This is a genomic window from Ramlibacter sp., from assembly GCF_036676645.1.
In the GTDB taxonomy this organism is placed as follows: Bacteria; Pseudomonadota; Gammaproteobacteria; order Burkholderiales; family Burkholderiaceae_C; genus Ramlibacter.
Window position 1 is genome coordinate 13,141 of the sequence record NZ_JAKFCM010000011.1, and the last position, 22,803, is coordinate 35,943.

A 22,803-nucleotide genomic window follows, 5' to 3' on the forward strand; every position below is an offset into this window, starting at 1 on the left:
TTTGCGGGGCCGGTCAGGCGCTTGTAGCCATAAACGTTGCCCAATCAAGGGCTTGAGCGCAGAATCGACAGTGATTTGTCAAGTCTTGTAGGAGGAGGAAAGATGATGGCGCAACGCGAAGCCGTGGCCGCCCTCCCGCCGCTGGCCCGGCGCGCTGCTGCCGTGCTGGCCGCCGCGGTGTTCGCGCTGCCGGCGCTGGCCCAGCCGGTCACGCCCGGCCAGCGCGCCACGGCCCAGCAGGTCGCCCAGTCGGGCGTACCGCTCTCCGAACTTGCGCCCAATGCGCCGGACCGATACACGGTCAAGCGCGGCGACACGCTGTGGGACCTGTCCCGGCTGTTCCTCACCAGCCCGTGGCGCTGGCCCGAGCTGTGGGGCATGAACCTGCAGGACGTGCGCAACCCGCACCTCATCTACCCCGGCCAGCAGCTGGTGCTCGAACGCGACGGCGACCGCGCCCGCCTGCGCCTGCAGCAGGCGCAGGGCGGCATCGACTCGCCGCCCACCGACACCATCCGGGTGTCGCCGCGGGTGCGCATCGAGTCACTGGCCGACGCCGCCCTGCCGACGCTGCAGCCGCACCTGATCGAGCCCTTCCTGGCCGAGGCGCTGATCGTCGAGGAGGGCCTGCTCGAGCAGGCGCCGCGCATCGTGGCCGCCCCCGAGCACCGCGTGCTGATCACGCGCGGCGACCGCGTGTACGCGCGCGGCGGCGCCGAAACGCCCCTGATGGTCAAGGCCCGCGGCGGCGACGAGTACCGCGTGTTCCGCAGCGCCGTGCCGCTGCGCGACCCGGTCACCCGCAAGGTGCTGGGCTACGAGGCGCAGTACCTCGGCTCGGCGCTGCTGGTGCGCGGGGAGGACAAGGCCTCGGTGCCGGACCGCGGCGGCGACGCCCGCGAGCTGCCGGTGCCGGCCACGCTGGACATCGTCTCGGCCCGCAGCGAGATGCGCGTGGGCGACCGGCTGCTGCCGGCCCCCGAACGCCAGCTGGTGAGCTACACGCCGCGCGCGCCGGAAGGCGCGGTCGAGGGCGCAGTGGTGTCCATGTACGGCGACTCGGTGGCGCTGGCCGGCCAGAACCAGGTGGTGGTGATCAACAAGGGCACGGCCGACGGACTGGCGTCGGGCCACGTGCTGGCCATCCTGCGCGCCGGCCCCCGCATCGTCGACCGCTCGCAACCCGGCGAGCGCAGCGAGATCAAGCTGCCCAACGAGCGCAACGGGCTGATGATGGTGTTCCGCCCGTTCGAGCGCCTGTCCTACGCGCTGATCCTGGAGACGGGCGACGGCGTGAAGGTCGGCGACCGCGTCGTCAACCCGCGCTGAACCCCGCGCCATGGAGCGCGGCGAACTGGCCGCCTGGCTGCGGCTGGCGATGACGCCCGGCGTCGGGCCGGCCGGCGCCCGCCGCCTGCTGGCCGCCTTCGGACTGCCGCAGCAGCTGTTCGCCCAGTCCGCCAGGGCTCTCGGCACGCTGGCTTCGCCCGCCCAGGTGCAGGCGCTGCAGCAGGAGCCGCCCGGCTGGCGGGAACAGGTCGATGCCACCTGGGCCTGGCTGCAGGCCGCAGACCCGGCGGCGCCACGGCGCCTGCTCACCCTGGCCGATGGCGGCTACCCCCCGGGCCTGCTGCAGACCGAGGACCCGCCGCTGCTGCTGTACCTGCAGGGCCCGCCGGTCACCCAATGGCCGCGCGCCATCGCCATCGTCGGCAGCCGCAATCCCACGCCGCAGGGCGCGCTGAATGCGCGCCAGTTCGCCCGCACCTTTGCGCAGGCCGGCCTCACGGTGGTGTCCGGGCTGGCCTTGGGCATCGACGGCGCCGCGCACGAAGGCGCGCTGGAAGGCGCCGCCGAGGGTGCGCTGGCCACCATCGCGGTGGTGGGCACCGGCCTGGACCGCGTCTATCCGCGCCAGCACCTGGACCTCGCGCACCGCATCGCGCAGCGCGGGCTGCTGGTGTCCGAGTACCCGCTGGGCACGCGTCCGCTGCGCGAGAACTTCCCGCGCCGCAACCGCATCATCGCGGCGCTGGGACAGGGCACGCTGGTGGTGGAGGCGGCGCTGAAGTCGGGCTCCCTGATCACCGCCCGCCTCGCCGCCGAACAGGGCCGCGAGGTGTTCGCCATTCCCGGGTCCATCCACTCGCCGCAGGCGCGCGGCTGCCATGAATTGCTGCGCCAGGGCGCCAAGCTGGTGGAGACGGCGCAGGACGTGCTGGAGGAACTGGCGCCGCAGCAGGCGGCGGCCGCGCGTTCGACGCCGCAAGCGGCGCCCGACGGGGACCCGGAAGGCTTCCTGCTGCGGGCGATGGGCTTCGACCCCGTGGGCCTGGACGCACTGATCGCCCGCACCGGCACCGGCGCCGCGCAGCTGCAGGCGCAGTTGCTCGAGCTGGAGCTGGCCGGGCATGTCGCCCGACTGCCCGGCGGCCTGTTCCAGCGCGTCGAGCGGGGTTGAGGGCCGCACGGCGCGATGCGCTGGCGCAACAGCCTTCCCGCGCGCGGCCGGGCCGCGCGGGTGACTGGGCTATATTGGCCCCATGTTCGAAGTGCTGGTGTTTGTCTACGAGAACTACTGGCGCGGGGATGCATGCCCCGAACTGCAGCAGCTGGGACGCAGGCTGAGCGCCCACGGCTTCGAGCCCGAGGAAATCCAGCAGGCCCTCGCATGGCTCGACGGCCTGAACTTCGCGGCCCGGTGCACGCACCTGCCGGAACCCGGCGAAACCGCCTGCCTCCCGTCCACCGGCAGCCTGCGCGTCTACTCGGTCGCCGAGCAGGACCACCTGGGCGCGCCCTGCCTGGGCTTCATCAGCTTCCTGGAGTCGGCCGGGGTGATGCCGCCCGCCATGCGCGAGATCGTGATCGACCGCGCCATGGCCGCACCCGGCGGCCCGGTGCCGCTCGACGACCTGAAGATCATCGTGCTGATGGTCTACTGGAGCATGGGCCAGGAACCCGACGCCCTGATCCTCGACGAGCTGTGCGACGACACGGCTGGTCGCCTGCCCCACTAGACCGAGCCCCTGGATCCTGAAGGACAAGGCCCGGGAAACCGCTTCGCTCCAACTGAAAACAAGGCCCGCATTCGCGGGCCTTGTCCTTTTGGTGATCCGCCTCAGGCCAATAGCCGTTCGGGGTTGGCGTCCAGCCGGGCCAGCGCCTCGCGCGTGGCGCGCACGGTGAGCGCCTCTTCCTCCGCCGGCAGCAGCAGCCCCGCCTGCAGGTAGGCGGCCAGGCGGCGCGCCTGCAGCAGGAAGCTGCGGCCCTCGGAGGAGGCGAACAGGTGCAGCTGCTTGCGCTGGCTGCGCCAGACGTACTGCACCTGGTGCACCTGGCCGTTGTGGTCCAGCGTGAACCAGGTGCCCTGCTGCAGCTCGGCCGCCCACGCCAGCATGGCGTCGCCGGGACGCGAGCCGCCGTCGGCCACCACCTCGATCATGGAGGCGTCGATGCCCAGCATCATCTCCAGCGCTTCCTGGTCCAGTGGCAGGTCGGCCGAAGGGTCGTCGCTGATGAAGTCTTCCAGGTGCGCCAGCCGCTTGCCGATGGCATCGATCTGCGCCGGCGGGATCGCCTCGGTCCTGGACCTGAAGGCGTCGGCCAGGGTGTCGCTGATCACCTTGATGTGCTTCTCCTGGTCCGCCGCCGCCAGCCCCGCCAGCGCCATGCCCTTGCGCAGCCGCTGCAGCAAGGCCGGCAGTTCCTGGATGACCTTCGTGCGCTCGGCCTTGTTCGGCTTGGCGCTGGCCGACCACACCAGGTCGGCCGCCGATTTCTTCAGTGCCACCGTGTCCGGGTGCTGCGGACCCTGCCGGACCGCGGCGACGGCCAGCACGTCGGCCCAGACCTTGAACAGGAACTCGCGGATCTCCTCGCGCACCGGCACGTCGGCCAGCATCTTGCGCAGCTCGATGGTGTACTGGATCGCCATCGCCTCCTTCTGCTCGACCTGCTGGGCGACGCTGACCAGGCGCTGGGTGTCGCTCTTCTCGGTCAGGAACTTCGAGAGGAATTTCTGGAACTCGTCGTAGACCAGCTGGAACACGCGGCGGCCGGTCTCGGGGTATTGCTCGATCACCTGCACCACCCGCTTGATCTCCGACTCCAGCGCGCTGCCGTTGATCGTCGCCGCATTGAACCCGAGCACGCACGAGCCCATGCGGTCGATCAGCGTCCGCGCCGGGTGCTCCAGCGTGCCGAAGAACTCCGGTTCGGCCAGCGCGACGCGCAGCACCGGCATCTGCAGGCGCGCGAACCAGACCCGCACGCCGGGCGGGATGCGCTCCTCGGCCAGGATGCTCTGGAACATCAGCGCCACGATTTCGATGGTGGCCTTCTCGCCGGTGGTCGCCGCCTTCTTCTTGAGCTCGCCGCTGCGCTGGCGCAGGTCGGCCACGGCCTGCTCGACGGCGGCATCGTCATAGACCACCACCTCGCCGACCGTGTCGGTGCCGCCCGCTTCGGTATCGATCCGTCTCGCGACGGCCGCGGCATGCTGGCTGATCGCCTCCGACAGCGCCGGCGAAGGGGTGGCGGCCTGGCGCGGGTCGAACCCGGCCTTCTCGGTGAGCAGGCGCTTGAGCTGGCCGATCACGCCGGTGGCGCGCATGCGCGCACGGGCCAGCGGCGTGGTCGACGTCATCATGCGGGTCTCGTCGGCCACCGCGCCGCCCAGCCCCCGCGTGTAGCCGCTGTAAGCGGAAGCCGGGCCCGCGCGGCCGCCCCGCGCCGATTCGCCGGGGGTGCCGCCGCCGTGAGCGGCAGCGCCGGGCGCAGCCGGAACGGAGTGGCCACCGGCACGCATCGCACCGGCCACGCCCGCGCCGGCGGCACCGCCAGGCGGCGGCGTGACGACCGAGGCGGACCCGCCGCCGCCCGTTCCGCCCGTTCCGCCTCCTCCGCCCGATCCGCCGCCTCCTCCGCCGCCTCCGCGCGGAGCGGCCGCGGCGCCCGGGGCAGCCCCGCCGACGGTACCCGCCGCCCAGCCGCTTGCGTTCGGGAAGGATCCGCCGCTTGCGCCCGCTCCGCCCGGGCCCGCGCCGCCGCCTTCGGCGCCCGGCGCACCGCCGGCGCCCGCCACCCCTGCGGGACCGCTGGCCAGGCCGCCGGCCCCGCTGGCGGGAGCCGACCTCGAGGAAGGCAACGGCGCGCCGCGCCTGACGCGCGCGCTCAGGTCGATGTCGGGCAGCACGCCGCGGCCGACCAGCAGCTCGTTGGTGGAGCGGTAGGCGGCGACCATGCGCTCGGTCATCTGCTTGTGGATCACCTCGTGCACCTGGAGCCAGGTGGGCCGCGCCAGTCCGCTGGCGCTCCACTGCTCCACCATCAACTGGGCCACCGCCTCGGCGCGCAGCACGTCATGGCCGGCCAGCCCTTCACCGTCCAGGTGCTCCATGCGTGCCTTGAGCTCGTTGAGCTCCCAGGTGGCCTTCTCCGCGATCGCCATGGCCAGCCGCGAGGAGACGATCTTGTTCTCCACCACCTCGTCGCCGATCAGGGACAGGTTCAGCGTTTCGAGCCGGACCCGGCCGGTGGCCGTGGGCGGCACCAGCGCCCTGCGCCAGGCCTGGCCGGTGGCTTCGACCCACGCGCGGCGCCGCTGCTCGAATTCCTGCATGGCGTCGCGCCGCTCCTGCGCCTCGCGGTTGCCCGCGGCGCTGTCCATCAGCTCCAGCAGGCGGGCCCGGATGGCGTCCGACAGCGGCTGCAGCACCCCTTCCAGCTGCGAGACGAAATGCTCGCGCGCCTGCCGTGCGATGACGCTGCTCTGGGCGGGGGGGTGGGCCTGGATCACCGGCGGCTCAGACCACGGCCCCCGCGTTGGGGTCGTTCGGGTCTTCCTTGCGCGGCCCCGACTTGGCCAGGTCCTCGCGCTTGACGCCCAGCCACATGGCAATGGCCGCGGCCACGAACACCGAGGAATAGATGCCGAACAGGATGCCGACCGTGAGGGCCAGCGAGAAGTAGTGCAGCGTCGGGCCGCCGAACAGCAGCATGGACAGCACCATCACCTGCGTCGAGCCGTGGGTGATGATGGTGCGGCTGATGTTGGCGGTGATCGCGTGGTCGATGATCTCGTGGGTGTTCATCTTGCGGAAGCGCCGGAACGCCTCCCGGATCCGGTCGAAGATGACCACCGACTCGTTGACCGAGTAGCCCAGCACCGCCAGCACCGCCGCCAGCACGGACAGCGAGAACTCCCACTGGAAGAAGGCGAAGAAGCCCAGGATGATGATGACGTCGTGCAGGTTGGCGATGATGGCCGCGACCGCGAACTTCCACTCGAAGCGCAGCGCCAGGTAGATGATGATGCCGAGGATCACCATGCCCAGCGCCATCAGCCCGTCGGTGGCCAGCTCCTCGCCCACCTGCGGGCCGACGAACTCGGTGCGCTTGAGCGACACCGAGGGTTCGGCGCCCTTGAGCGCGGCAATCACCTGCTCGCTCTGCTGGGCCGAACTGACGCCCTTCTGGGCCGGCAGCCGGATCATCACGTCGCGTGCCGTGCCGAAGTTCTGCACCTGCACGTCGCCGTAGCCGAGGTCGGCCACGGTCTTGCGCACGCCTTCCACGTCGGCCGCCTGCGCATAGCTGACCTGCATGACGGTGCCGCCGGTGAACTCCACCGACAGGTGCAGCCCGCGCGTGACCAGGAAGAACACCGCCAGCGCGAACGTGAGGAAGGAGATCACGTTGAACACCAGCGCATACCGCATGAACGGCAGGTCGCGGCCGATCTTGAAGAACTCCATGGCTGTGCCTTACTCCGAGCGGGTTATAGCTCCGTCCGGGGCGGGGCGCCAGACGGTGCCGATGGAAACCGACTTGAGCTTCTTCTGGCGCCCGTACCAGAAGTTCACCAGTCCGCGGGAGAAGAAGACCGCCGAGAACATCGAGGTCAGGATGCCGATGCAGTGCACCACGGCGAAGCCGCGCACCGGGCCGGAGCCGAACGCCAGCAGCGCCAGGCCGGCGATCAGGCTGGTGACGTTGGAGTCCAGGATGGTCGCCCAGGCCCGGTCGTAGCCGGCATGGATGGCGCCTTGGGGCGTGGCACCGGCGCGCAACTCCTCGCGCACCCGCTCGTTGACCAGCACGTTGGCGTCGATCGCCATGCCCAGCGTCAGCGCCATGGCGGCCATGCCGGGCAGGGTGAGGGTGGCCTGCAGCATGGACAGGATGGCCACCAGCAGCAGCAGGTTGACCGCCAGCGAGATGCCGGAGATCAGCCCGAACAGCATGTAGTACAGGCCCATGAACGCCACGATGGCGGCAAAGCCCCAGGCCACGCTGTGGAAGCCCTTGGTGATGTTCTCGGCACCCAGGCTGGGGCCTATGGTCAGCTCCTCGATGATCTCCATCGGCGCCGCCAGCGAGCCGGCGCGCAGCAGCAGCGCCAGGTCGCTGGCCTCGTTGACGGTCATGCTGCCGGAGATCTGGAAGCGCGTGCCCAGCTCGCCCTGGATCACCGGGGCCGTCAGCACCTCGCCCTTGCCCTTCTCGAACAGCAGGATGGCCATGCGCTTCTTCAGGTTCTCCCGGCTGACGTCGCGCATGATGCGGCCGCCCTTGGCGTCCACGGTCAGGTCCACCTTGGGCTGCTGGGTCTGCTGGTCGAAGCCGGGCTGGGCGTCGGTCAGGCTGTCGCCGGTGAGGATCACCTGCTTCTTGACGATCACCGGCCGGCCGTCGCGCTCCAGGTAGCGCTCGGAGCCGAAGGGCACCGGGCCGGTGCCCAGTTCCGCGGCGCGCGCCTCGGAACTCTCGTCCACCAGCCGCATCTCCAGCGTGGCGGTGCGGCCCAGGATGCTCTTGGCGCGGGCGGTGTCCTGCACGCCCGGCAGCTGCACCACGATGCGGTCCAGCCCCTGCTGCTGGATCACCGGCTCGGCCACGCCGAGCTCGTTGATCCGGTTGTGCAAGGTCATCATGTTCTGCTTGAGGGCCGACTCCTGCACGCGGCGCGCCGCTTCGGGCTTGAAGCTCGCGACCAGCTTGAAGGCGTCGCCGTCCTGCGACTCGGTGACCTGCAGGTCCTGGAACTGGTCCTGCAGCACGCGGCGGGCCGCCGCCAGGGTGGCCTGGTCGCGCAGCCGCACCTCGATCTGCTGCCCGTTGCGGCTGATGCCGCTGTGGCGCACGCTGGCCTCGCGCAGCTGGGTGCGCAGGTCGCCGGCCATCGACTCGATGCGCTGGGTCAGCGCCGCCTGCATGTCCACCTGCAGCATGAAGTGGACGCCCCCGCGCAGGTCCAGGCCCAGGTACATGGGCGCGGCCCCGACTGCCGAGAGCCATTGCGGCGACTCGGACAGCAGGTTCAGCGCCACCACGTAGGGGGCGTCGTCCGGATTGGGGGCCAGGGCCTGCTGGATGACGTCGCGCGCCTTGAGCTGGGCGTCGGTGGTGTCCAGCCGGACCTTGACCGAGTTGGCATCCAGGCCGATCGCCTCGGGCCGGATGCCGGCGGCGGACAGCGCCTGCTCCACCTTCGCCAGGGTCGAGGCGTCCACCTTGACGGTGGCCTTGCCCGAGGTCACCTGCACCGCGGGCGCCTCGCCGAAGAAATTGGGCAGGGTGTAGAGCACCCCCACCACCAGTGCGACCAGCAGGATCGCGTACTTCCAGAGCGGGTATCTGTTCATGGTCGAGCCTGAACCTTGGGCCTGCGACCGGGCGCGGAGTTCCCGCCCGGCACCGGCGCAGGACCGGCTGTTACTTCAGGGTGCCCTTGGGCAGGACTTGCACGACGGCGCTGCGCTGCAGCTGGATCTCGACGCCGCTGGCGACCTCGACGGCGATGTAGGTGTCGCCCAGGCGGGTGACGCGACCCAGCACGCCGCCGGCGGTGGCGACCTCGTCGCCCTTGGCCAGGGCGTCGATCATGGTGCGGTGCTCCTTCTGGCGCTTCATCTGCGGCCGGATCATCACGAAGTACAGCACCACGAACATCAGCACCAGGGGCAGCATGCTCATGAGCGACGACTGCATGTCGCCGCCGGCGGCCGGCGCGGTCTGGGCAAAGGCGGAGGAAATGAACACGGAGGCTCCAGCGAAAAGGCGTTCTTGGGCGGGGGTGGAACCCGGTCGCGCAGCCCGACGGCTGCGCCCGGGTGCGCAAGCGAAGGATTGTAAGTCGGGGGCGGGACGCCCTCACCCGGGCCCGGGGCCGCCCAGCGCCGGGGTCCGGACGTTCGCGGCACGGACGCAAGCCGATCATCCGCGCCGTCGCGGCTGCGATCAGGCCGCCTGCCGCTCGGCGCCTGCCGTGTCCCAGCGCTGCATCAGCCCGGCCCAGCGCGTGCGCGCCGCTGCCAGGTTGCGCTCCTTGACGTGGCCGTAGCCCTTGACCTGCTCCGGGATCGCCGCGATCTCCAGCGCCAGCGCGTGGTTGGCGGCGTCCAGCCGGGCCAGCACCTGCTCGATGCTGCGCCGGTAGTCGACGACCAGCGCGCGCTCGGCGCGGCGCTCGGCGGTGCGGCCGAAAACGTCCAGCGGGGTGCCGCGCAGGCCCTTCAGCCGGGCCAGCACCTTGAAGCCCAGCAGCATGCCGGGGCCGTACTTGCGCTTGACCAGTTCGCCCTTCGCGTTGCGCCGCGCCAGCAGCGGCGGCGCCAGGTGGAAGTGCACCTTGTAGTCGCCCTCGAACTGCTCGGCGATGCGCTCCTGGAAGCCGGTCTCGGTGTGCAACCGGGCCACTTCGTACTCGTCCTTGTAGGCCATCAGCTTGAACAGGTAGCGCGCCACCGTCTCGGCCAGCGCGGTCTTGCCCAGCGGGGCCTCGGCCGCGCGCACCTGCTCGACGAAGGCCCGGTAATCCGCCGCATAGGCGGCGTTCTGGTAGCCCGTGAGGAACTCGACCCGGCGCGCCACCAGCGTTTCCAGCGACTCGCGCTTCCTGAACTGGATCACCTGGGCCGGCGCCATCAGCTCCTGCACCTGCGCGGGGTCGTGCGCGGCCCGCCGCCCCCACTCGAAGGCCGCCTTGTTGCTGTCGACGGCGACGCCATTGAGCTCGATCGCGCGCAGCAGCGACTCGCGGCCGAGCGGGATCCAGCCCTTCTGCCATGCGTAGCCCAGCATCAGCGGGTTGGTGTAGATGCTGTCGCCCATCAGCTTGGTGGCGGCGGCGTCGGCATTGAAGGCGCCCAGGCCCTCGGCACCGACCGCCTTGGCGATCTCGGCGGCGCAGGCATCGGCCGGATTGGTCCAGCCGCCATCCCTGACGAAGGCGGCGGTCGGCGTGCTGTGCGAGTTCAGCGCCACGCGCGTGCGGCCCTGGCGCATGCGCAGCACCGTTTCCTTGCCGGCGGTGACGATCGGATCGCAGCCGATGACCAGGTCGGCAGCGGCCATGCCGACGCGCGTGGTGTGGATGTCGTCCGGGCCATTGCCGATCAGCACGTGGCTCCAGGTGGCGCCACCCTTTTGCGCCAGCCCGGCGGCGTCCTGGGTGACGATGCCCTTGCCCTCGATGTGGCCGGCCATGCCGAGCAGCTGGCCGATGGTGATCACGCCGGTGCCGCCGACGCCGGCCACCACGATGCCCCAGGCGCCGTCCAGCTGCGGCAGTGCCGGCTCGGGCAGCTCGCCCAGCTCGTAGGGCGAGCTGGCCTTGCTCTTGGCCTTGGCCTTGAGCTTTCCGCCTTCGACGGTCACGAAGCTCGGGCAGAAACCCTTGAGGCAGCTGGTGTCCTTGTTGCAGGTGCTCTGGTTGATGGTGCGCTTGCGCCCGAACTCGGTCTCCAGCGGTTCGACCGACAGGCAGTTGCTCTGCACGCTGCAGTCGCCGCAGCCTTCGCACACCAGCTCGTTGATGACCACGCGCACGGCCGGATCGACCATGGTGCCGCGCTTGCGGCGGCGCCGCTTCTCGGTGGCGCAGGTCTGGTCGTAGACGATGGCGGTGCAGCCGGGAATCTCGCGGAACTCGCGCTGGATGCGGTCCAGCTCGTCGCGGTGCTCGACCTTCACGCCGTCGGGCAGGCGCGCCGCGGCGTACTTCTGCGGTTCGTCGGTGACCACCACCAGCCGTTGCACGCCTTCGGCCACCAGCGACTGCGCCATCTGCAGCACCGAGTGGCCCTCCGGCCGCTCGCCCACCGGCTGGCCGCCGGTCATGGCGACCGCGTCGTTGTAGAGGATCTTGTAGGTGATGTTGACGCCGGCCGCGATCGACTGGCGGATCGCCAGCAGGCCGCTGTGGAAGTAGGTGCCGTCGCCCAGGTTGGCGAACACGTGCTTCTCGTGGGTGAACGGCTGCTGGCCGACCCAGGGCACGCCCTCGCCGCCCATCTGGGTGAAGCCGACGGTGGAGCGGTCCATCCAGGTCGCCATGAAATGGCAGCCGATGCCGGCCATGGCGCGCGAACCCTCGGGCACCACGGTGGAGGTGTTGTGCGGGCAGCCCGAGCAGAACCACGGCAGGCGGTCGGCCTTGACCTCCAGCACCTGCATGGCGCGCTCCTTGGCCTCCAGGATCGCCAGCTTCGCGTCGATGCGCACGCTGGTATTGGCGTCCAGCCCCAGCTTGCGCAGCCGGCGCGCGATGGCGCGGGCGATCAGCGCCGGCGTCAGGTCGGCGTTGGCGCGCAGCAGGGTGTTGGCGGTGGGGTTGGCGCGCGACCACTCGCCGCCGGCAAAGCCGTCCTCGCCCTCGTCGAACTTGCCCACCACGTTGGGCCGCACGTCGTCGCGCCAGTTGTACAGCTCCTCCTTGAGCTGGTACTCGATGACCTGGCGCTTTTCCTCGACCACCAGGATCTCGCGCAGCCCGGTGGCGAACTCGCGCGCGATCTGTGCCTCCAGCGGCCACACCACGGTGACCTTGTGCAGCCGGATGCCCAGCCGCCGGCACTCGTCCGCCCCCAGGCCGAGGTCGGCCAGCGCCTGGCGCGTGTCGTTGTAGGCCTTGCCGCTGGCGATGATGCCCAGGCGGTCGTTCGGCCCTTCGATCACGTTGTAGTTGAGGCGGTTGGCCCGCACGTACGCGAGGGCCGCGTACCACTTGTAGTCGAACAGGCGCGCCTCCTGCTCCAGCGCGCCGTCCGGCCAGCGGATGTGGACGCCGCCCGGCGGCATCGCGAAGTCCTCCGGCAGCCGCACCTGCACCCGCTCCGGGTCGATCATCGCGGTGGCGCTGGACTCGACGATCTCCTGGATGGTCTTCATGCCGGTCCAGACGCCCGAGTAGCGGCTCATGGCGAAGGCATGCACGCCCAGGTCGAGGATCTCCTGCACCGTGGTCGGGAAGAACACCGGCAGGCCGCAGGCCTTGAAGATGTGGTCGCTCTGGTGGGCGGCGGTGGAGCTCTTGGCGACGTGGTCGTCGCCGGCCACCGCGATCACCCCGCCCCAGGGCGTGGTGCCGGCCATGTTGGCGTGCTTGAAGACGTCCGAGCAGCGGTCCACCCCCGGACCCTTGCCGTACCAGATGCCGAACACGCCATCGAATTTCTGCGGCGCCCGGGGCGCGAAGCCCAGTTGCTGGGTGCCCCAGATCGCGGTGGCCGCCAGTTCCTCGTTGACGCCGGGCTGGAACACGATGTTCTGCGCCTTCAGGAAGGAGTTGGCCTTCCACAGCGCCTGGTCGTAGCCGCCCAGCGGCGAGCCGCGGTAGCCGCTGATGAAGCCGGCGGTGTTCCGGCCGGCCAGCGCGTCGCGCTGGCGCTGCAGCATCGGCAGCTTCACCAGCGCCTGCACGCCGCTCATGAAGGCCCGCCCGTAATCCAGCGAGTACTTGTCGTCCAGCGTGACGGTTTCGAGCGCCTTGCGAATGTGTTCGGGCAACGGGGCGTTCACTCGGCTTGTCTCCTGCTCTGATCGGACACCAGCGGCACAGTGTAGGGCGGCCACGCAGATATGTCTTTGCGTTTGATGCCCACAAGGGGCTAGGATGAGAAAGTTTCTTTCTTCGAAAAGCCGGACATGGAAAGACTCGACAAGTTCGACCTGCGCATCCTGGAACAACTCCAGGCCGACGCCCGCCTGACCAACGCCGAACTGGCGCAGCGCGTGGGCCTGTCCGCCGCGCCTTGCTGGCGCCGCGTGCGGGCCCTGGAGCAGGCCGGCTACATCAGGGGCTACCACGCCGAGATCGACCGCAACAAGATCGGCCTGGGCGTGCTGGCCTTCGTGCGGCTGGATGCCGACCGCAACACCGGCGAGCGCACGCGCGAGATGGAGGAGGCGATCCGCAAGATTCCGGAGATCGTGTCCTGCCACTACATCAGCGGTGCCGGCACCTTCGAATTGCAGGTGGTGGCGCGCGACCTGGACGCCTTCTCGCTGCTGGCACGGCAGGTGCTGATCAACCTGCCCAACGTAAAAGACCTCCACACCAGCTTCTCGCTGGGGGAGGTCAAGGCCAGCAGCGCGTGGCCGCTGGCGCACCTGAAGCCGGCCTGAGCCGGCCGGCGCCGCTTCAGCCCGGCGCCTCGCGCGCGCAGTGCAGGTCGCGCGGCTGCGGCTGCAGCAGGTGCACGACGGCTTCGCTGGCCTGCGCGCCGAGCCCGAACTCGGCGCGCACGCGCTCGTTGGCGTACACGCTTTGCTGCGGCGTGACGCCGCCGGCATCGCGCAGCAGGACCTCGCGGCCGCCCGGCAGGCCGTCGACCAGCACCTCGTCGTGCAGCACGCGCAGGCGCAGCGCCAGGCCGTCGTCGCAGTGCAGCCGGATGATCCCCGGCTCGGCCGCCGGCGGCCCGTCGGTGCCCACAGTCGGCATCGATGGCACTGGCGCGGGTGCCGCGCACGCTGCCAGCAGCATCGCGGCCACGGCCATCGCGGCAGGGCGGCTCATCGCGGCCACAGCGCCCACATCCGCAGCGGCTGCTTGAGCCGTCCGGCCAGTTCGCCCGCCTCCGGCCCCCAGCCGGCGAACCAGTCGGCCCGCACCGCGCCGACGATCGCGCTGCCGGTGTCCTGCGCCAGCACCAGCCGCTGCAGTTGCACGGCCGGACCGGCGGAGGCCAGCCACACCGGCGTGCCGTAGGGGATGCTCTCCTTGTCGACGGCGATCGAGCGCCCCGGCGTGAGCGCCACCCCCTGCGCGCCGCGCGGGCCGAAGCCGGCGTCCAGGTCGTCCAGCGGCTCCTCGCGGAAGAACACGGTGCGCGGATTGCTCCACAGCATCTCCTGCAGGCGCTGCGGGTTGTCGCGTGCCCAGGCCTTGATGCCGGGCCAGGACGCGTCGCGCAGCGCGCCCTGTTGCAGCAGCCAGCCGCCCACGCTGCGGTAGGGCTGCTCGTTGCTGCCGGCGAAGGCCAGCCGGACCAGCCGCTGGCTGCCGTCCGCCTCGGTCACGCGCACCCGGCCCGACCCCTGGATCTGCAGCATCAGCGCGTCCAGCGGGTCGGCCAGCCAGGCGATCTCGCGCCCGCGCAGCTCGGCCCGGGCCTGCGGCAGCGTATCGATCTCCTGCCGCGTGTACCAGGGCCGGCGGGCCGACAGGCTGGCCGGCGGCCGGTACAGCGGCACGGTATGGCGCGCGGTCGGCTGGCGCGAGGCCTCCAGCAGCGGCTCGTAATAGGCCGTGAGCAGGCCCTCGGCCGGGCCTTGCAGCGGTTCTATGCGGTAGGGCTGCAGGCGGCTGCGCATCCAGTCGCGCTGCTCCTCTCCACTGGCGATGGCCAGCTGGCGCACCTGCGGGCACAGCGACGCGAACGCCGCCGGCGGGCGCTCGCAGCTGCGCAGCCAGGCGTTCCAGGCTTCGTGCAGCGCATCCTGCCCGAAGCCCGGCAACTCGCTCCAGGCCACCGGCTGCCAGCGGCTCTTGCCGCGCAGCAGCGGCGCCGCCACGACCGGTTCGCCGGCATCGGGCGCCGGCGCCGGCGGGGCCGCGGGCGGCGCTGGCGGCCCCTCGTCCGGCAACGGCACCGAAGCGCAGCCAGCCAGCATTCCTACAATCACCGCCAGTGTCCAGGCTCGTCTCATGCTGCTGATTCTGCTGGAAGCCCTGCTCGCGCTGGCGCTGCTGCTGCTGATCGTGTGGTGGACCATGTTCTCCGGTCGCCCCAGGGGCGAACCGCCGCGGGACGACGAACCGCCGCGCGACGATCGGGCGCCGCCGGGCACCTGATCGATCGCCCTAGGGCGCCGGCGCCTCCCGCAGCAGGTTGGCCAGTTCCACGGCGGACTTCACTTCCATCTTGTCGAACACGCGCGAGCGGTGCACTTCCACCGTCCGCACGCTGATCGCGAGCTGGTCGGCGATCAGCTTGTTGGGCAGGCCGCGCGCCACCAGGTGCATCACGTCGCGCTCGCGCTCGGTCAGCTCGGCCAGCCGGGCCGCGATGCGGCTGCGCTCGCGACGCTGCGCCAGCACCTGGGCCGAGCGCTGCAGCGCCTGCTCGACCCGGTCGACCAGCGCGTTGTCCGAGAACGGCTTCTCGCAGAAGTCGAACGCACCCCGCTTGACCATGTCGACCGCGGTCGGCACGTCGGCATGGCCGGTCAGGAAGATCACGGGCAGCACGTCGACCAGCCCGCGTTCGGCGATGCGGTCGAACAGCGCCAGCCCGCTCAGGCCCGGCATGCGCACGTCCAGCAGCAGGCAGCAGGGCTGCGACGGCACGTAGCCGCGCGCCAGCAGCCGGTCGAACTCCTCCGCCGCGGCGAAGCGCTCGCTCGGCAGCTGGCGCGTGCGCAGCAGCCAGCCCAGCGCCTCGCGCACGCTGTCGTCGTCGTCGACGATGAACACGGTGGCGTCGGGGGCGGGTTGCATTCAGGCGGTGGTGGCGGCGGCGCGGCCTGCCGGCGGCTCGGGATTTTCGGCGGCGCCGGTCGGCAGGGTGAACCGGAAAATCGTACCGCGCGGCCGGTTGGGTTCCCAGGCGAGGAACCCCCCATGCTGCTCGACCACCGTGCGGCACATCGACAGGCCCAGGCCCATGCCCTCGGCCTTGGTGGTGAAGAAGGGCGTGAAGAGGCGCTCGCGCACCTCCGGGGCAATGCCGGGCCCGCGGTCGGCCACCGAGAACTCCAGCCAGTCCTTGGCGGCCGGCGCACCTTCGCCCGCCGCTGCGCGCCGCACCTGCAGCAGCAGCGAGGGATGGGCCAGGCCGGCTTCGTCCATGGCCTGCATGGCATTGCGCGCCAGGTTGAGCAGCACCTGTTCGACCATGGTGCGGTCGCACAGCACCGGCGGCAGCCCGGCCTCGATGCGCGTCTCGACCCGCACGCCCAGCTTGCGCGCCTGCAGGCCGACCAGCGGCATCACGGCGTCGAGCAGGTCGCGCGGCGGTACCGCCTCGCGGGCCTGCTCGCGGCGGCGGATGAAGTCGTGCACGCTCTTGATCACCCGGCCGGCGCGCTCGGCCTGCTCGGCAATCCGGCGCAGCGCCAGCTGCAGCTCGGCCGGCACGGGCGCGCTGCCGCCGGCGCCGCCCGACAGCAGGTTGAGCGAGCCGGTCGCATAGCTGGAGATCGCCGCCAGCGGCTGGTTCAATTCGTGCGACAGCAGCGACGCCATCTCGCCGACCGTGGCCAGCCGCGCCGTGGCCTGCAGCCGCTCCTGGCTGGCGCGCGACAGCTCCTCGACCCGGCGCTGCTCGCTGATGTCCAGGAAGGCGCTCATCCAGCCGGTCTGCACGCCGTGCGCGTTGATCAGCGGCGCCTCGATGATCAGCACCGGGAAGCGCGAGCCGTCCTTGCGCATGAACACCGACTCGAAGCCCTCGCGCGGCGGTACGTGCCGGCCCGCCAGTCGCACCTCCTGCCGCTGCTGGTACTCGCCGGCGCGCTCGGGCGGCCAGTACGGCGCGGGGGTGGCATGGCCGAGCAGCTCTTCGGGCGAGAAGCCCACCATGTCGCAGAACGCCGGGTTGACGTAGGTGATGCGACCGGCCAGGTCGCGCGCGCGCAGGCCCGTCACCAGCGAATCCTCCATCGCCTTGCGGAACGCCAGCGCGTCGGCCAGGTCGTTCTCGGCCTGCAGCCGCCGGCGCATGTCCTTGCCCAGCAGGAACAGCACCGACAGCAGCGCGATCGACATCGCCGTCACCAGCGCCGTCAGCACGTTGGGGAACAGGTCGGGTTCGGCGCGCCAGTTGTCCATGCGCAGCACCAGGGTGTTGCCCGGCAGGTCCAGCAGCTGCTGCGCGGTGAACACGCGGGTGCCGCGCCGCAGCCCACCGTGCATCGCCAGCCGGGTGCCGTCGGCTTCGGTGAACGACACGTCCTGGCCGCGCGACAGCTGCGGCCCGACCAGCGAGGACAGCATCTGGCCCAGCGCATAGGTGGCGACCACGTAGCCGGCCGGCTCGCCGCCGCTGGCCTGCGGCAGGCACAGCTCCATCACCTCGATCCCCAGCCCGTTGGGTTGCGGCAGGAAGTAGCTGATGCCGTAGGCCGGGCCGCTGGCGCGGCGCGCATTGGCGCAGGCCAGCGCCACGTGGGCGCTGGTGTCGGGGCGGCCGATCCGGGCGAACACCGGCGCCCGGTAGGGCGTCTCGGCAAAGGCCAGCACATCCAGCTGCTCGTCGCGCCACTCGACGCGCACCAGCTCGCGCCGCTCGTGCAGCAGCTGCTGCGCGTCGCCCGCCCAGCGGGCGGGACCCGGCGCCCCGGCCTGCAGCGCCTGCAGGGACTGCACGTTGCGCGTCAGTCCCGAGCGCAGGTCGCTGACCGCATCGGCCGCGTCGCGCTCGAGGCTGGACTGCAGCTGGCTGTCCTCGTAGCGGCCGGCCAGCCAGACCAGCGTGCTGAGCAGGATCGCGACCAGCGCGACCAGCAGCACCCAGAGGCGCCAGCGCGGCAGGCCGGTGGGGCGCGAGCGCACCGGCCCCGGGCCGGCGCCGGCCGACTCGCTCACCGGCGGGCCTCCGTGCTGCACGCGGCGATGCGAGCGCGTCCGGGCGGGCGGACGGCGCTCATGGCACGCGGTGTTCCAGCGCCGGCAGCTGCCGGCGCCAGTCGCGCAGCCGCTGCGCGTCGAGTTCGGCCACGACCAGGCCTTCGCCCTCCTCGGCGCGGCAGGCCGCCACCTGGCCCCAGGCGTCGACCACCATGCTGTGGCCCCAGGTCCGGCGGCCGTTCTCGTGCCGGCCACCCTGGGCCGGCGCCGCCACCCAGGCCAGGTTCTCGATGGCGCGGGCGCGCAGCAGCGGCTCCCAATGGGCCTGCCCCGTCACGAAGGTGAAGGCGCTGGGCACCAGCAGCAGGTCGGCCTGCAGGGCCCGGTACAGCTCGGGGAAGCGCAGGTCGTAGCAGACCGACAGGCCCACCCGCCAGGACTGGCCGTCGCGCGCGCGCAGCTCGAAGGCCACCGGCTCGCGCCCCGGCTCGATGACGCGCGCCTCGTCGAAGCGCTGCTGGCCGTCGTGGAACCAGAACAGATGGATCTTGTCGTAGCGGGCCACGCACTCGCCCGCCGGCGAGAAGGCCAGGCTGGTGTTGCGCACGCGGCCGGGGTCGGCAGTGGCCAGCGGCAGCGTGCCGCCGACCAGCCACAGCCCGTGCTCGCGCGCGGCCTGCGCCAGGAAGGCCTGGATCGGGCCGTCGCCGGGCGCTTCGGCGAACGCGAGCTTGTCGGTGTCCTGCCGCCCCATCAGGCAGAAGTACTCGGGCAGCACGGCCAGCTCGCAGCCCCGGGCCGCCGCCTCGCCGATCAGCCGGCGGGCGGTGGCGAGGTTGTCCTCCAGCCGGGTGCCGGACACCATCTGCAGCGCGGCGAGCTTCATCGGCCGGCCTCCTCGCCGGGGCGCGCCGGTCCGGCACCGGCCCCCGCTGCCGCGGCCTGGCGGGGCAGCCGCGTGACGCGCGGGTCGGACCAGCTGCCGTCGACCTGGAACTGCTGGGTGGCCGCGCGCGCCAGCGGCTCGCGCAGGAACACCTGCGCGAGGAAGGTGCCCAGCCCGATCGCCGGGTTGATCGCCGCCGCCACCAGCGACGCGGTGCCGGCGTTGATCTCCGGCACCACCACCACCCGGAGGTCCTGCGTCTCGCGGGCGATGTCGGCCTTGCCCTCCATCAGCACCGCCGCGTTGACGCCCTTCATCTGCAGGTTGTTGGTGGCGGCCACGCCCTGGTGGATGGTGATGTCGCCGCGCAGGAAATCGAAGCTGAAGCCCTGGCTGAAGACATCGCGGAAATCCAGCGCCAGCCGGCGCGGCAGCGACTGCAGGCTCAGCACGCCCAGCAGCTTGGCCAGGCCGGGGTCGGCCTTGAGGAACTGGCCGCCCTGCACGTCGACGTGGAAGGCACCCTGCAGGCTCGGGTAGTCGAGGCCCAGCGGCGATCCGGCCCAGGCGACCTGGCCTTCCATGCGGCCGTCGCCGCGCCGCACCACGTCCTTCATGCCGAAGCGGGTGAGCAGCTGGCCGGCGTCGCGGATGTCCAGCCGGAAGTTCATCACGGTGCGGCGGCGCTCGGGGGCGACCCGGGCCGGGCGCGGCCCGCCCGGCGGCGCGGCCTGCGCGTCGATGGCGGCCCAGTTGCCGGTGGCGCTGAACTCGGCTTCGGGCATGGCCAGCAAGAGCTTGTTGAGCCGCCATTCGCGCACCCCGCCTTCGCGCACCACCGCGCCGCCGCCGCGGTTGACGGCGTCGATCTCCAGCCGGCCGAGCTTGCGCCCGCGCAGCTCGAAGTCGTCGACCACCACGTCCAGCGCGGGGATGCTGGCGGTCTGGTCGCCCAGCAGCGTCTCCACCGCGCTGGCCTGCGCCGCGGCGATCGACAGGCGGGCGAGCCGGGCGTGCACGCGGCCGGCGCCGCCGCCGGCCGGCTGCCGGTACTCGACGTAGCCGTCGAGTTCGTCGGCATCGACGTTGCCGCGCCACACCAGCCCCTCGCGCGAGCCCCCGACCACGACGTTGTGCAGCGTGCGCCCTTCCACCGTCAGCTGGCTGGCGCGCACCGCGAGCAGGGTGGGCAGGTAGCCCTGCGCAGCCGAGGGCCCGCGGGCCGCCCGCGCCGCCGGCGCCCGGCTGGCGGCGGGCACTGCCGCGGCGGCGGTCGCCGGTTCCTCGCCGAGCACGCGCTCCCAGGCGTCCACGCTGGTGGCCCCCAGCCGCACGTTGGCGGTGACGCCCTGCTCCGGCAGCACCGCGGTCTCGCCCGGCCCCAGCCCGATGGCGACGGCGCCGCGCAGCACGCGCGGCTCGCTCCCGCCGACATCGCGCACGTACTGGATGGCGGCCACCCGGCCGATCTCCACCGACAGCCGGTCGTGCAAGGCGCCGGCCGGCGCATCGCGCAGCAGGGCGGTCTCGTAGCGCAGCGGCAGCGGCGCGTCGGCCGCCTTCGCCAGCGGCGACGGCAGGTCCAGCGCCAGCCCCTGCAGGCTGCTGGTGACGAGCATCTCGGGGGTGCCGCGGCGAAACGCCAGCGTCACCGCGTAGGGCGACGAGCCGCTGGCGTGCCGGGCCAGGCGGGACACGAAGCCCAGCTCGCGCGCCTGCCGCAGTCCCTCGGCGGTGGCGGTGCCCTGCGCCCGGATCAGCACGGCCGGCTCGTTGCCGCCGCTGCGGCTGCCGCCCTCGATGCGGACCTCGCCGCCGAGCGCGCGCGCCTGGGTGCCCACCAGCGCGAAGCCGCGCTCGCTGAAGCTGACGGCGCCGCGCGCGCGTTGCAGCAGCGGGCTGTCGGGCGTCATCTGCACGTCGTTGCCGGCGAGGGTGACGGTGCCCTGCACCTTGCTGCGCTCGAGGTGGTCGATCGGCAGCGACAGCCGCAGCCTGACCTCGGCCGGGCCGGAGCCGCTGGCCTGGTCCAGGGCACCCTGGGTGAGCGCCGCCACCGGCGAGCGCTGCACCAGCGCCAGCGCGTCGGCCAGCGGGCCCCGGACCTCGCCGGTCACGCCCACCGTGGTGTCGGACAGGTCGGGGATCTCGGCCGTCGCCTTCACGCGCAGGCCGGACGCGCCGGCAAAACGCCCGCTGGCGTCCTCCACCCGCATGCCGGCGCGATCGAACACCAGCCGCCCGGACAGCTGCGACAGGGCCGGCCAGGCCGGTCCGTCGTCCTTGACCACGTTCTTCGGCGCGAAGGCGTAGGTGGCGTTCTTCACCTGGCCGGTGATGCGGAACTCGCCGGGCGCGCGGTCGAACGGGAAGCCGCGCAGGTCGCCCCGCACGCGGAAGCGCCCGTCGGTCACCTCGGCCTGCAGCACCGCCTCGCGCACATAGTCGCGCGCCTCCCGGGGCACGCCCAGCGGCAGGTAGCGCCACACCCGCGCGCCGTTCGCATGCGCCAGGCTGGCCTGCAGGTCCAGCACGCCGGGGAAGCGGTGGGCCGGATCGTCGCCGGTGCGCCAGCTGGCCTGGCCCTCGCCGCGCGCGTCGGCGTTGGCGAACTTCAGGTTGGAGGCGGTGACGCTGATGCGGCCGCCCTTGAGCTCCCAGCGGGCGTCGGCGCTCAGCCGGTCCAGCCGCAGCAGCGGATCCTCGAACACGCCGGGCAGCTCCAGGGCGCCGCCCTGGATCGCCAGGTGCGCCTTGCCGCCGGACTCGTTGAAATCGAACTCGCCGCCCAGGTTGCGCACGCCGGGCGTCCCCGCGGACGGCTCGGCGGCCACGTGCAGGCCCGACACCCGTCCCTTCGCCTGGTATGTCTGCGGCGCCCGCCAGTCGCCCTGCCAGCGCAGCTGGAGCGCCTCGACGACCCCCTGCGGCGCATGCCGCGCCAGGGCGGCATGGGTGCGTTCGCCCAGCGGCAGGCGACCGACCAGCTGGCCCAGCGCCCACAGGTCGAGCCGGTCGGCGCGCAACTCGCCGGCGCCGGCGCGGCGCGGGCCCGGCTCGACCCAGGAGACGAACGCGTCGCCGGCCGGCCATTGCTGGCCCTCGGCGGTGGTGAACTGGAGCTGGCGCGCCTGCGCCTCGAAGCCGCCCGCCAGCCGCTTGCCGGCCAGCCGGCCGGACACGCTGACCAGCGACAGCGGCTGCAGCCCCGGCGCCAGGGTGGTCGACACGTCGGTGGCCGCGACATCCACGGTGGCACCGGTGACCTGGCCGTTCTCGACGTCGGCCCAGGCGCGCAGCGCGCCGTGCCCGCGGTGCAGCTCCACGCCCGCCAGCTGCGGTGCATGGCGGCGCAGCTCGCCCAGGTCGACCCGGCGCAGGCTGGCGTGCAGCTGGCCGTCCCATTCCTGCCAGCGGCCGCCGTGCGACGACAGCAGCGGATGGCGGAACACCCCCTGCACCGTGAAGCGCTCGCCCCAGGCCGCCGGCGGGGTGGCGTCGACCCGCAGGGCGTGGCGGCGACCGCTGTTGCGCACCACCACGTCGACCCCGGCCAGCTCCAGCGGGGGCGCGCCGCGCATCTCGTCGGTCCAGCGCAGGGTGCCGCCGCGGATCACGAACTCCCCCTGGCGGAACACCCAGTCGGCGGCGCTGCCGTCGTCGCCCGCGGTCCTTCGCGACAGGTCGAGCCCGGCCACCCGCACGCGGCCGTCGGCGGAGCGGCGCACGTCCAGCACCGGCCGCTCGATGTACAGCTGGTCGAAGCCGAGATTCCACAGCGAGCGCGGCGACAGCGCGGCCACCACCCGCGGCAGGCGCAACGCCTCGCGCCCCTGCGCGTCGAGCAGCACCACCGATTCGAGCTGCAGCGAGGGCACCAGGCCCTCGCGCCCGGCGCTGATCGAGCCGATGCGGACCGGCACCCCCAGGGCGCGCGTGGCCTGGGCTTCCAGCGCCGGACGCCACTCGCCGATCCGCGGCACAATCCACGCGTGCAGGGCGCCCCAGCCCAGCGCCAGCAACAGCCAGGCGGCTGCCAGGAGCCACAGGGACCACTTCGCGCAGGCGGCATAGACCTTCAGCAGACCCGAGGGAAGCGGCGGCGAATCGTTCATGAAAA

General features: G+C 72.3%; 16 protein-coding genes. 5 read left to right on the top strand and 11 right to left on the bottom strand.

The features are described 5' to 3' along the window. Window positions 1-102 precede the first annotated feature (102 nt). The 3 genes from V6M57_RS01335 (at window position 103) to V6M57_RS01345 (ending at window position 3,020) form a co-directional block, all read left to right on the top strand. The gene (locus V6M57_RS01335; protein ID WP_332813176.1) at window positions 103-1,329 is read left to right on the top strand and encodes a LysM peptidoglycan-binding domain-containing protein; all 1,227 of its coding nucleotides are present in this window, start codon (window positions 103-105) and stop codon (window positions 1,327-1,329) included. A 10-nt stretch (window positions 1,330-1,339) separates the two neighbouring features. Beyond that, on the top strand, window positions 1,340-2,461 hold the full coding sequence (gene dprA / locus V6M57_RS01340; protein WP_332813177.1) for a DNA-processing protein DprA: 1,122 nt from the start codon (window positions 1,340-1,342) through the stop codon (window positions 2,459-2,461). 82 nt (window positions 2,462-2,543) lie between these two features. Beyond that, window positions 2,544-3,020, top strand: coding sequence for a DUF494 family protein (locus V6M57_RS01345; RefSeq protein ID WP_332813178.1), 477 nt, complete (start codon window positions 2,544-2,546; stop codon window positions 3,018-3,020). Between the two features lie 101 nt (window positions 3,021-3,121). Here V6M57_RS01345 and V6M57_RS01350 read toward each other — a convergent pair whose 3' ends face one another. The 5 genes from V6M57_RS01350 to V6M57_RS01370 form a co-directional block, all read right to left on the bottom strand. Further along, window positions 3,122-5,800 (bottom strand): DUF1631 family protein, encoded by a 2,679-nt coding sequence (locus V6M57_RS01350; protein ID WP_332813179.1) that lies wholly within the window; start codon window positions 5,798-5,800, stop codon window positions 3,122-3,124. A gap of 7 nt (window positions 5,801-5,807) precedes the next feature. Then, a complete protein-coding gene (secF, locus tag V6M57_RS01355) occupies window positions 5,808-6,758 on the bottom strand; it encodes a protein translocase subunit SecF (protein ID WP_332813180.1) in 951 nt (316 codons plus the stop codon). Between the two features lie 9 nt (window positions 6,759-6,767). Next, window positions 6,768-8,648, bottom strand: a complete 1,881-nt coding sequence (gene secD / locus V6M57_RS01360) for a protein translocase subunit SecD (protein WP_332813181.1) — start codon at window positions 8,646-8,648, stop codon at window positions 6,768-6,770. 70 nt (window positions 8,649-8,718) lie between these two features. Beyond that, entirely contained in the window at window positions 8,719-9,045 is a 327-nt protein-coding gene (gene yajC, locus V6M57_RS01365) for a preprotein translocase subunit YajC (protein WP_332813182.1), read from the bottom strand. 198 nt (window positions 9,046-9,243) lie between these two features. Beyond that, window positions 9,244-12,804, bottom strand: coding sequence for an indolepyruvate ferredoxin oxidoreductase family protein (locus V6M57_RS01370; RefSeq protein WP_332813183.1), 3,561 nt, complete (start codon window positions 12,802-12,804; stop codon window positions 9,244-9,246). Between the two features lie 126 nt (window positions 12,805-12,930). Between V6M57_RS01370 and V6M57_RS01375 the strand changes: the two genes are divergently transcribed. Further along, the gene (locus tag V6M57_RS01375; RefSeq protein WP_332813184.1) at window positions 12,931-13,410 is read left to right on the top strand and encodes an Lrp/AsnC family transcriptional regulator; all 480 of its coding nucleotides are present in this window, start codon (window positions 12,931-12,933) and stop codon (window positions 13,408-13,410) included. A 16-nt stretch (window positions 13,411-13,426) separates the two neighbouring features. Here V6M57_RS01375 and V6M57_RS01380 read toward each other — a convergent pair whose 3' ends face one another. Together V6M57_RS01380 and mltA are read right to left on the bottom strand one after the other, a co-directional pair. Beyond that, window positions 13,427-13,729, bottom strand: a complete 303-nt coding sequence (locus tag V6M57_RS01380) for a hypothetical protein (protein ID WP_332813185.1) — start codon at window positions 13,727-13,729, stop codon at window positions 13,427-13,429. A gap of 71 nt (window positions 13,730-13,800) precedes the next feature. Further along, entirely contained in the window at window positions 13,801-15,003 is a 1,203-nt protein-coding gene (mltA, locus tag V6M57_RS01385) for a murein transglycosylase A (protein ID WP_332813186.1), read from the bottom strand. Between mltA and V6M57_RS01390 the strand changes: the two genes are divergently transcribed. After that, window positions 14,936-15,082 carry a hypothetical protein gene (locus tag V6M57_RS01390; RefSeq protein ID WP_332813187.1) on the top strand — a complete coding sequence of 49 codons (147 nt, stop codon included), beginning with the start codon at window positions 14,936-14,938 and terminating at the stop codon, window positions 15,080-15,082. The two genes, mltA and V6M57_RS01390, sit on opposite strands and share 68 nt — an antisense overlap. 9 nt (window positions 15,083-15,091) lie before the next feature. On the opposite strand, the gene V6M57_RS01395 is transcribed toward V6M57_RS01390, so the two are convergent. From V6M57_RS01395 to V6M57_RS01410, 4 genes are read right to left on the bottom strand one after another with little or no spacing between them, the layout of a single operon-like run. Continuing rightward, window positions 15,092-15,727, bottom strand: coding sequence for a response regulator transcription factor (locus tag V6M57_RS01395; protein ID WP_332813188.1), 636 nt, complete (start codon window positions 15,725-15,727; stop codon window positions 15,092-15,094). After that, window positions 15,728-17,815, bottom strand: coding sequence for a two-component system sensor histidine kinase NtrB (locus V6M57_RS01400; protein WP_332813189.1), 2,088 nt, complete (start codon window positions 17,813-17,815; stop codon window positions 15,728-15,730). 58 nt (window positions 17,816-17,873) lie between these two features. After that, entirely contained in the window at window positions 17,874-18,683 is an 810-nt protein-coding gene (locus tag V6M57_RS01405) for a carbon-nitrogen hydrolase family protein (protein ID WP_332813190.1), read from the bottom strand. Continuing rightward, a complete protein-coding gene (locus V6M57_RS01410; protein ID WP_332813191.1) occupies window positions 18,680-22,798 on the bottom strand; it encodes a YhdP family protein in 4,119 nt (1,372 codons plus the stop codon). Before V6M57_RS01410 ends, V6M57_RS01405 begins: the two co-directional genes overlap by 4 nt. Between the last annotated feature and the right edge of the window lie 5 nt (window positions 22,799-22,803).

Excerpts from the sequence above, each read along its gene's own strand:
- dprA (WP_332813177.1), top strand. The coding sequence starts at position 1,340 with ATGGAGCGCGGCGAACTGGCCGCCTGGCTGCGGCTGGCGATGACGCCC.
- secD (WP_332813181.1), bottom strand. The coding sequence starts at position 8,648 with ATGAACAGATACCCGCTCTGGAAGTACGCGATCCTGCTGGTCGCACTG.
- V6M57_RS01375 (WP_332813184.1), top strand. The coding sequence starts at position 12,931 with ATGGAAAGACTCGACAAGTTCGACCTGCGCATCCTGGAACAACTCCAG.
- V6M57_RS01395 (WP_332813188.1), bottom strand. The coding sequence starts at position 15,727 with ATGCAACCCGCCCCCGACGCCACCGTGTTCATCGTCGACGACGACGAC.
- V6M57_RS01405 (WP_332813190.1), bottom strand. The coding sequence starts at position 18,683 with ATGAAGCTCGCCGCGCTGCAGATGGTGTCCGGCACCCGGCTGGAGGAC.
- V6M57_RS01345 (WP_332813178.1), top strand. The coding sequence starts at position 2,544 with ATGTTCGAAGTGCTGGTGTTTGTCTACGAGAACTACTGGCGCGGGGAT.
- mltA (WP_332813186.1), bottom strand. The coding sequence starts at position 15,003 with ATGGTCCACCACACGATCAGCAGCAGCAGCGCCAGCGCGAGCAGGGCT.
- V6M57_RS01335 (WP_332813176.1), top strand. The coding sequence starts at position 103 with ATGATGGCGCAACGCGAAGCCGTGGCCGCCCTCCCGCCGCTGGCCCGG.
- secF (WP_332813180.1), bottom strand. The coding sequence starts at position 6,758 with ATGGAGTTCTTCAAGATCGGCCGCGACCTGCCGTTCATGCGGTATGCG.
- V6M57_RS01410 (WP_332813191.1), bottom strand. The coding sequence starts at position 22,798 with ATGAACGATTCGCCGCCGCTTCCCTCGGGTCTGCTGAAGGTCTATGCC.
- V6M57_RS01390 (WP_332813187.1), top strand. The coding sequence starts at position 14,936 with ATGCTGCTGATTCTGCTGGAAGCCCTGCTCGCGCTGGCGCTGCTGCTG.
- V6M57_RS01380 (WP_332813185.1), bottom strand. The coding sequence starts at position 13,729 with ATGCCGACTGTGGGCACCGACGGGCCGCCGGCGGCCGAGCCGGGGATC.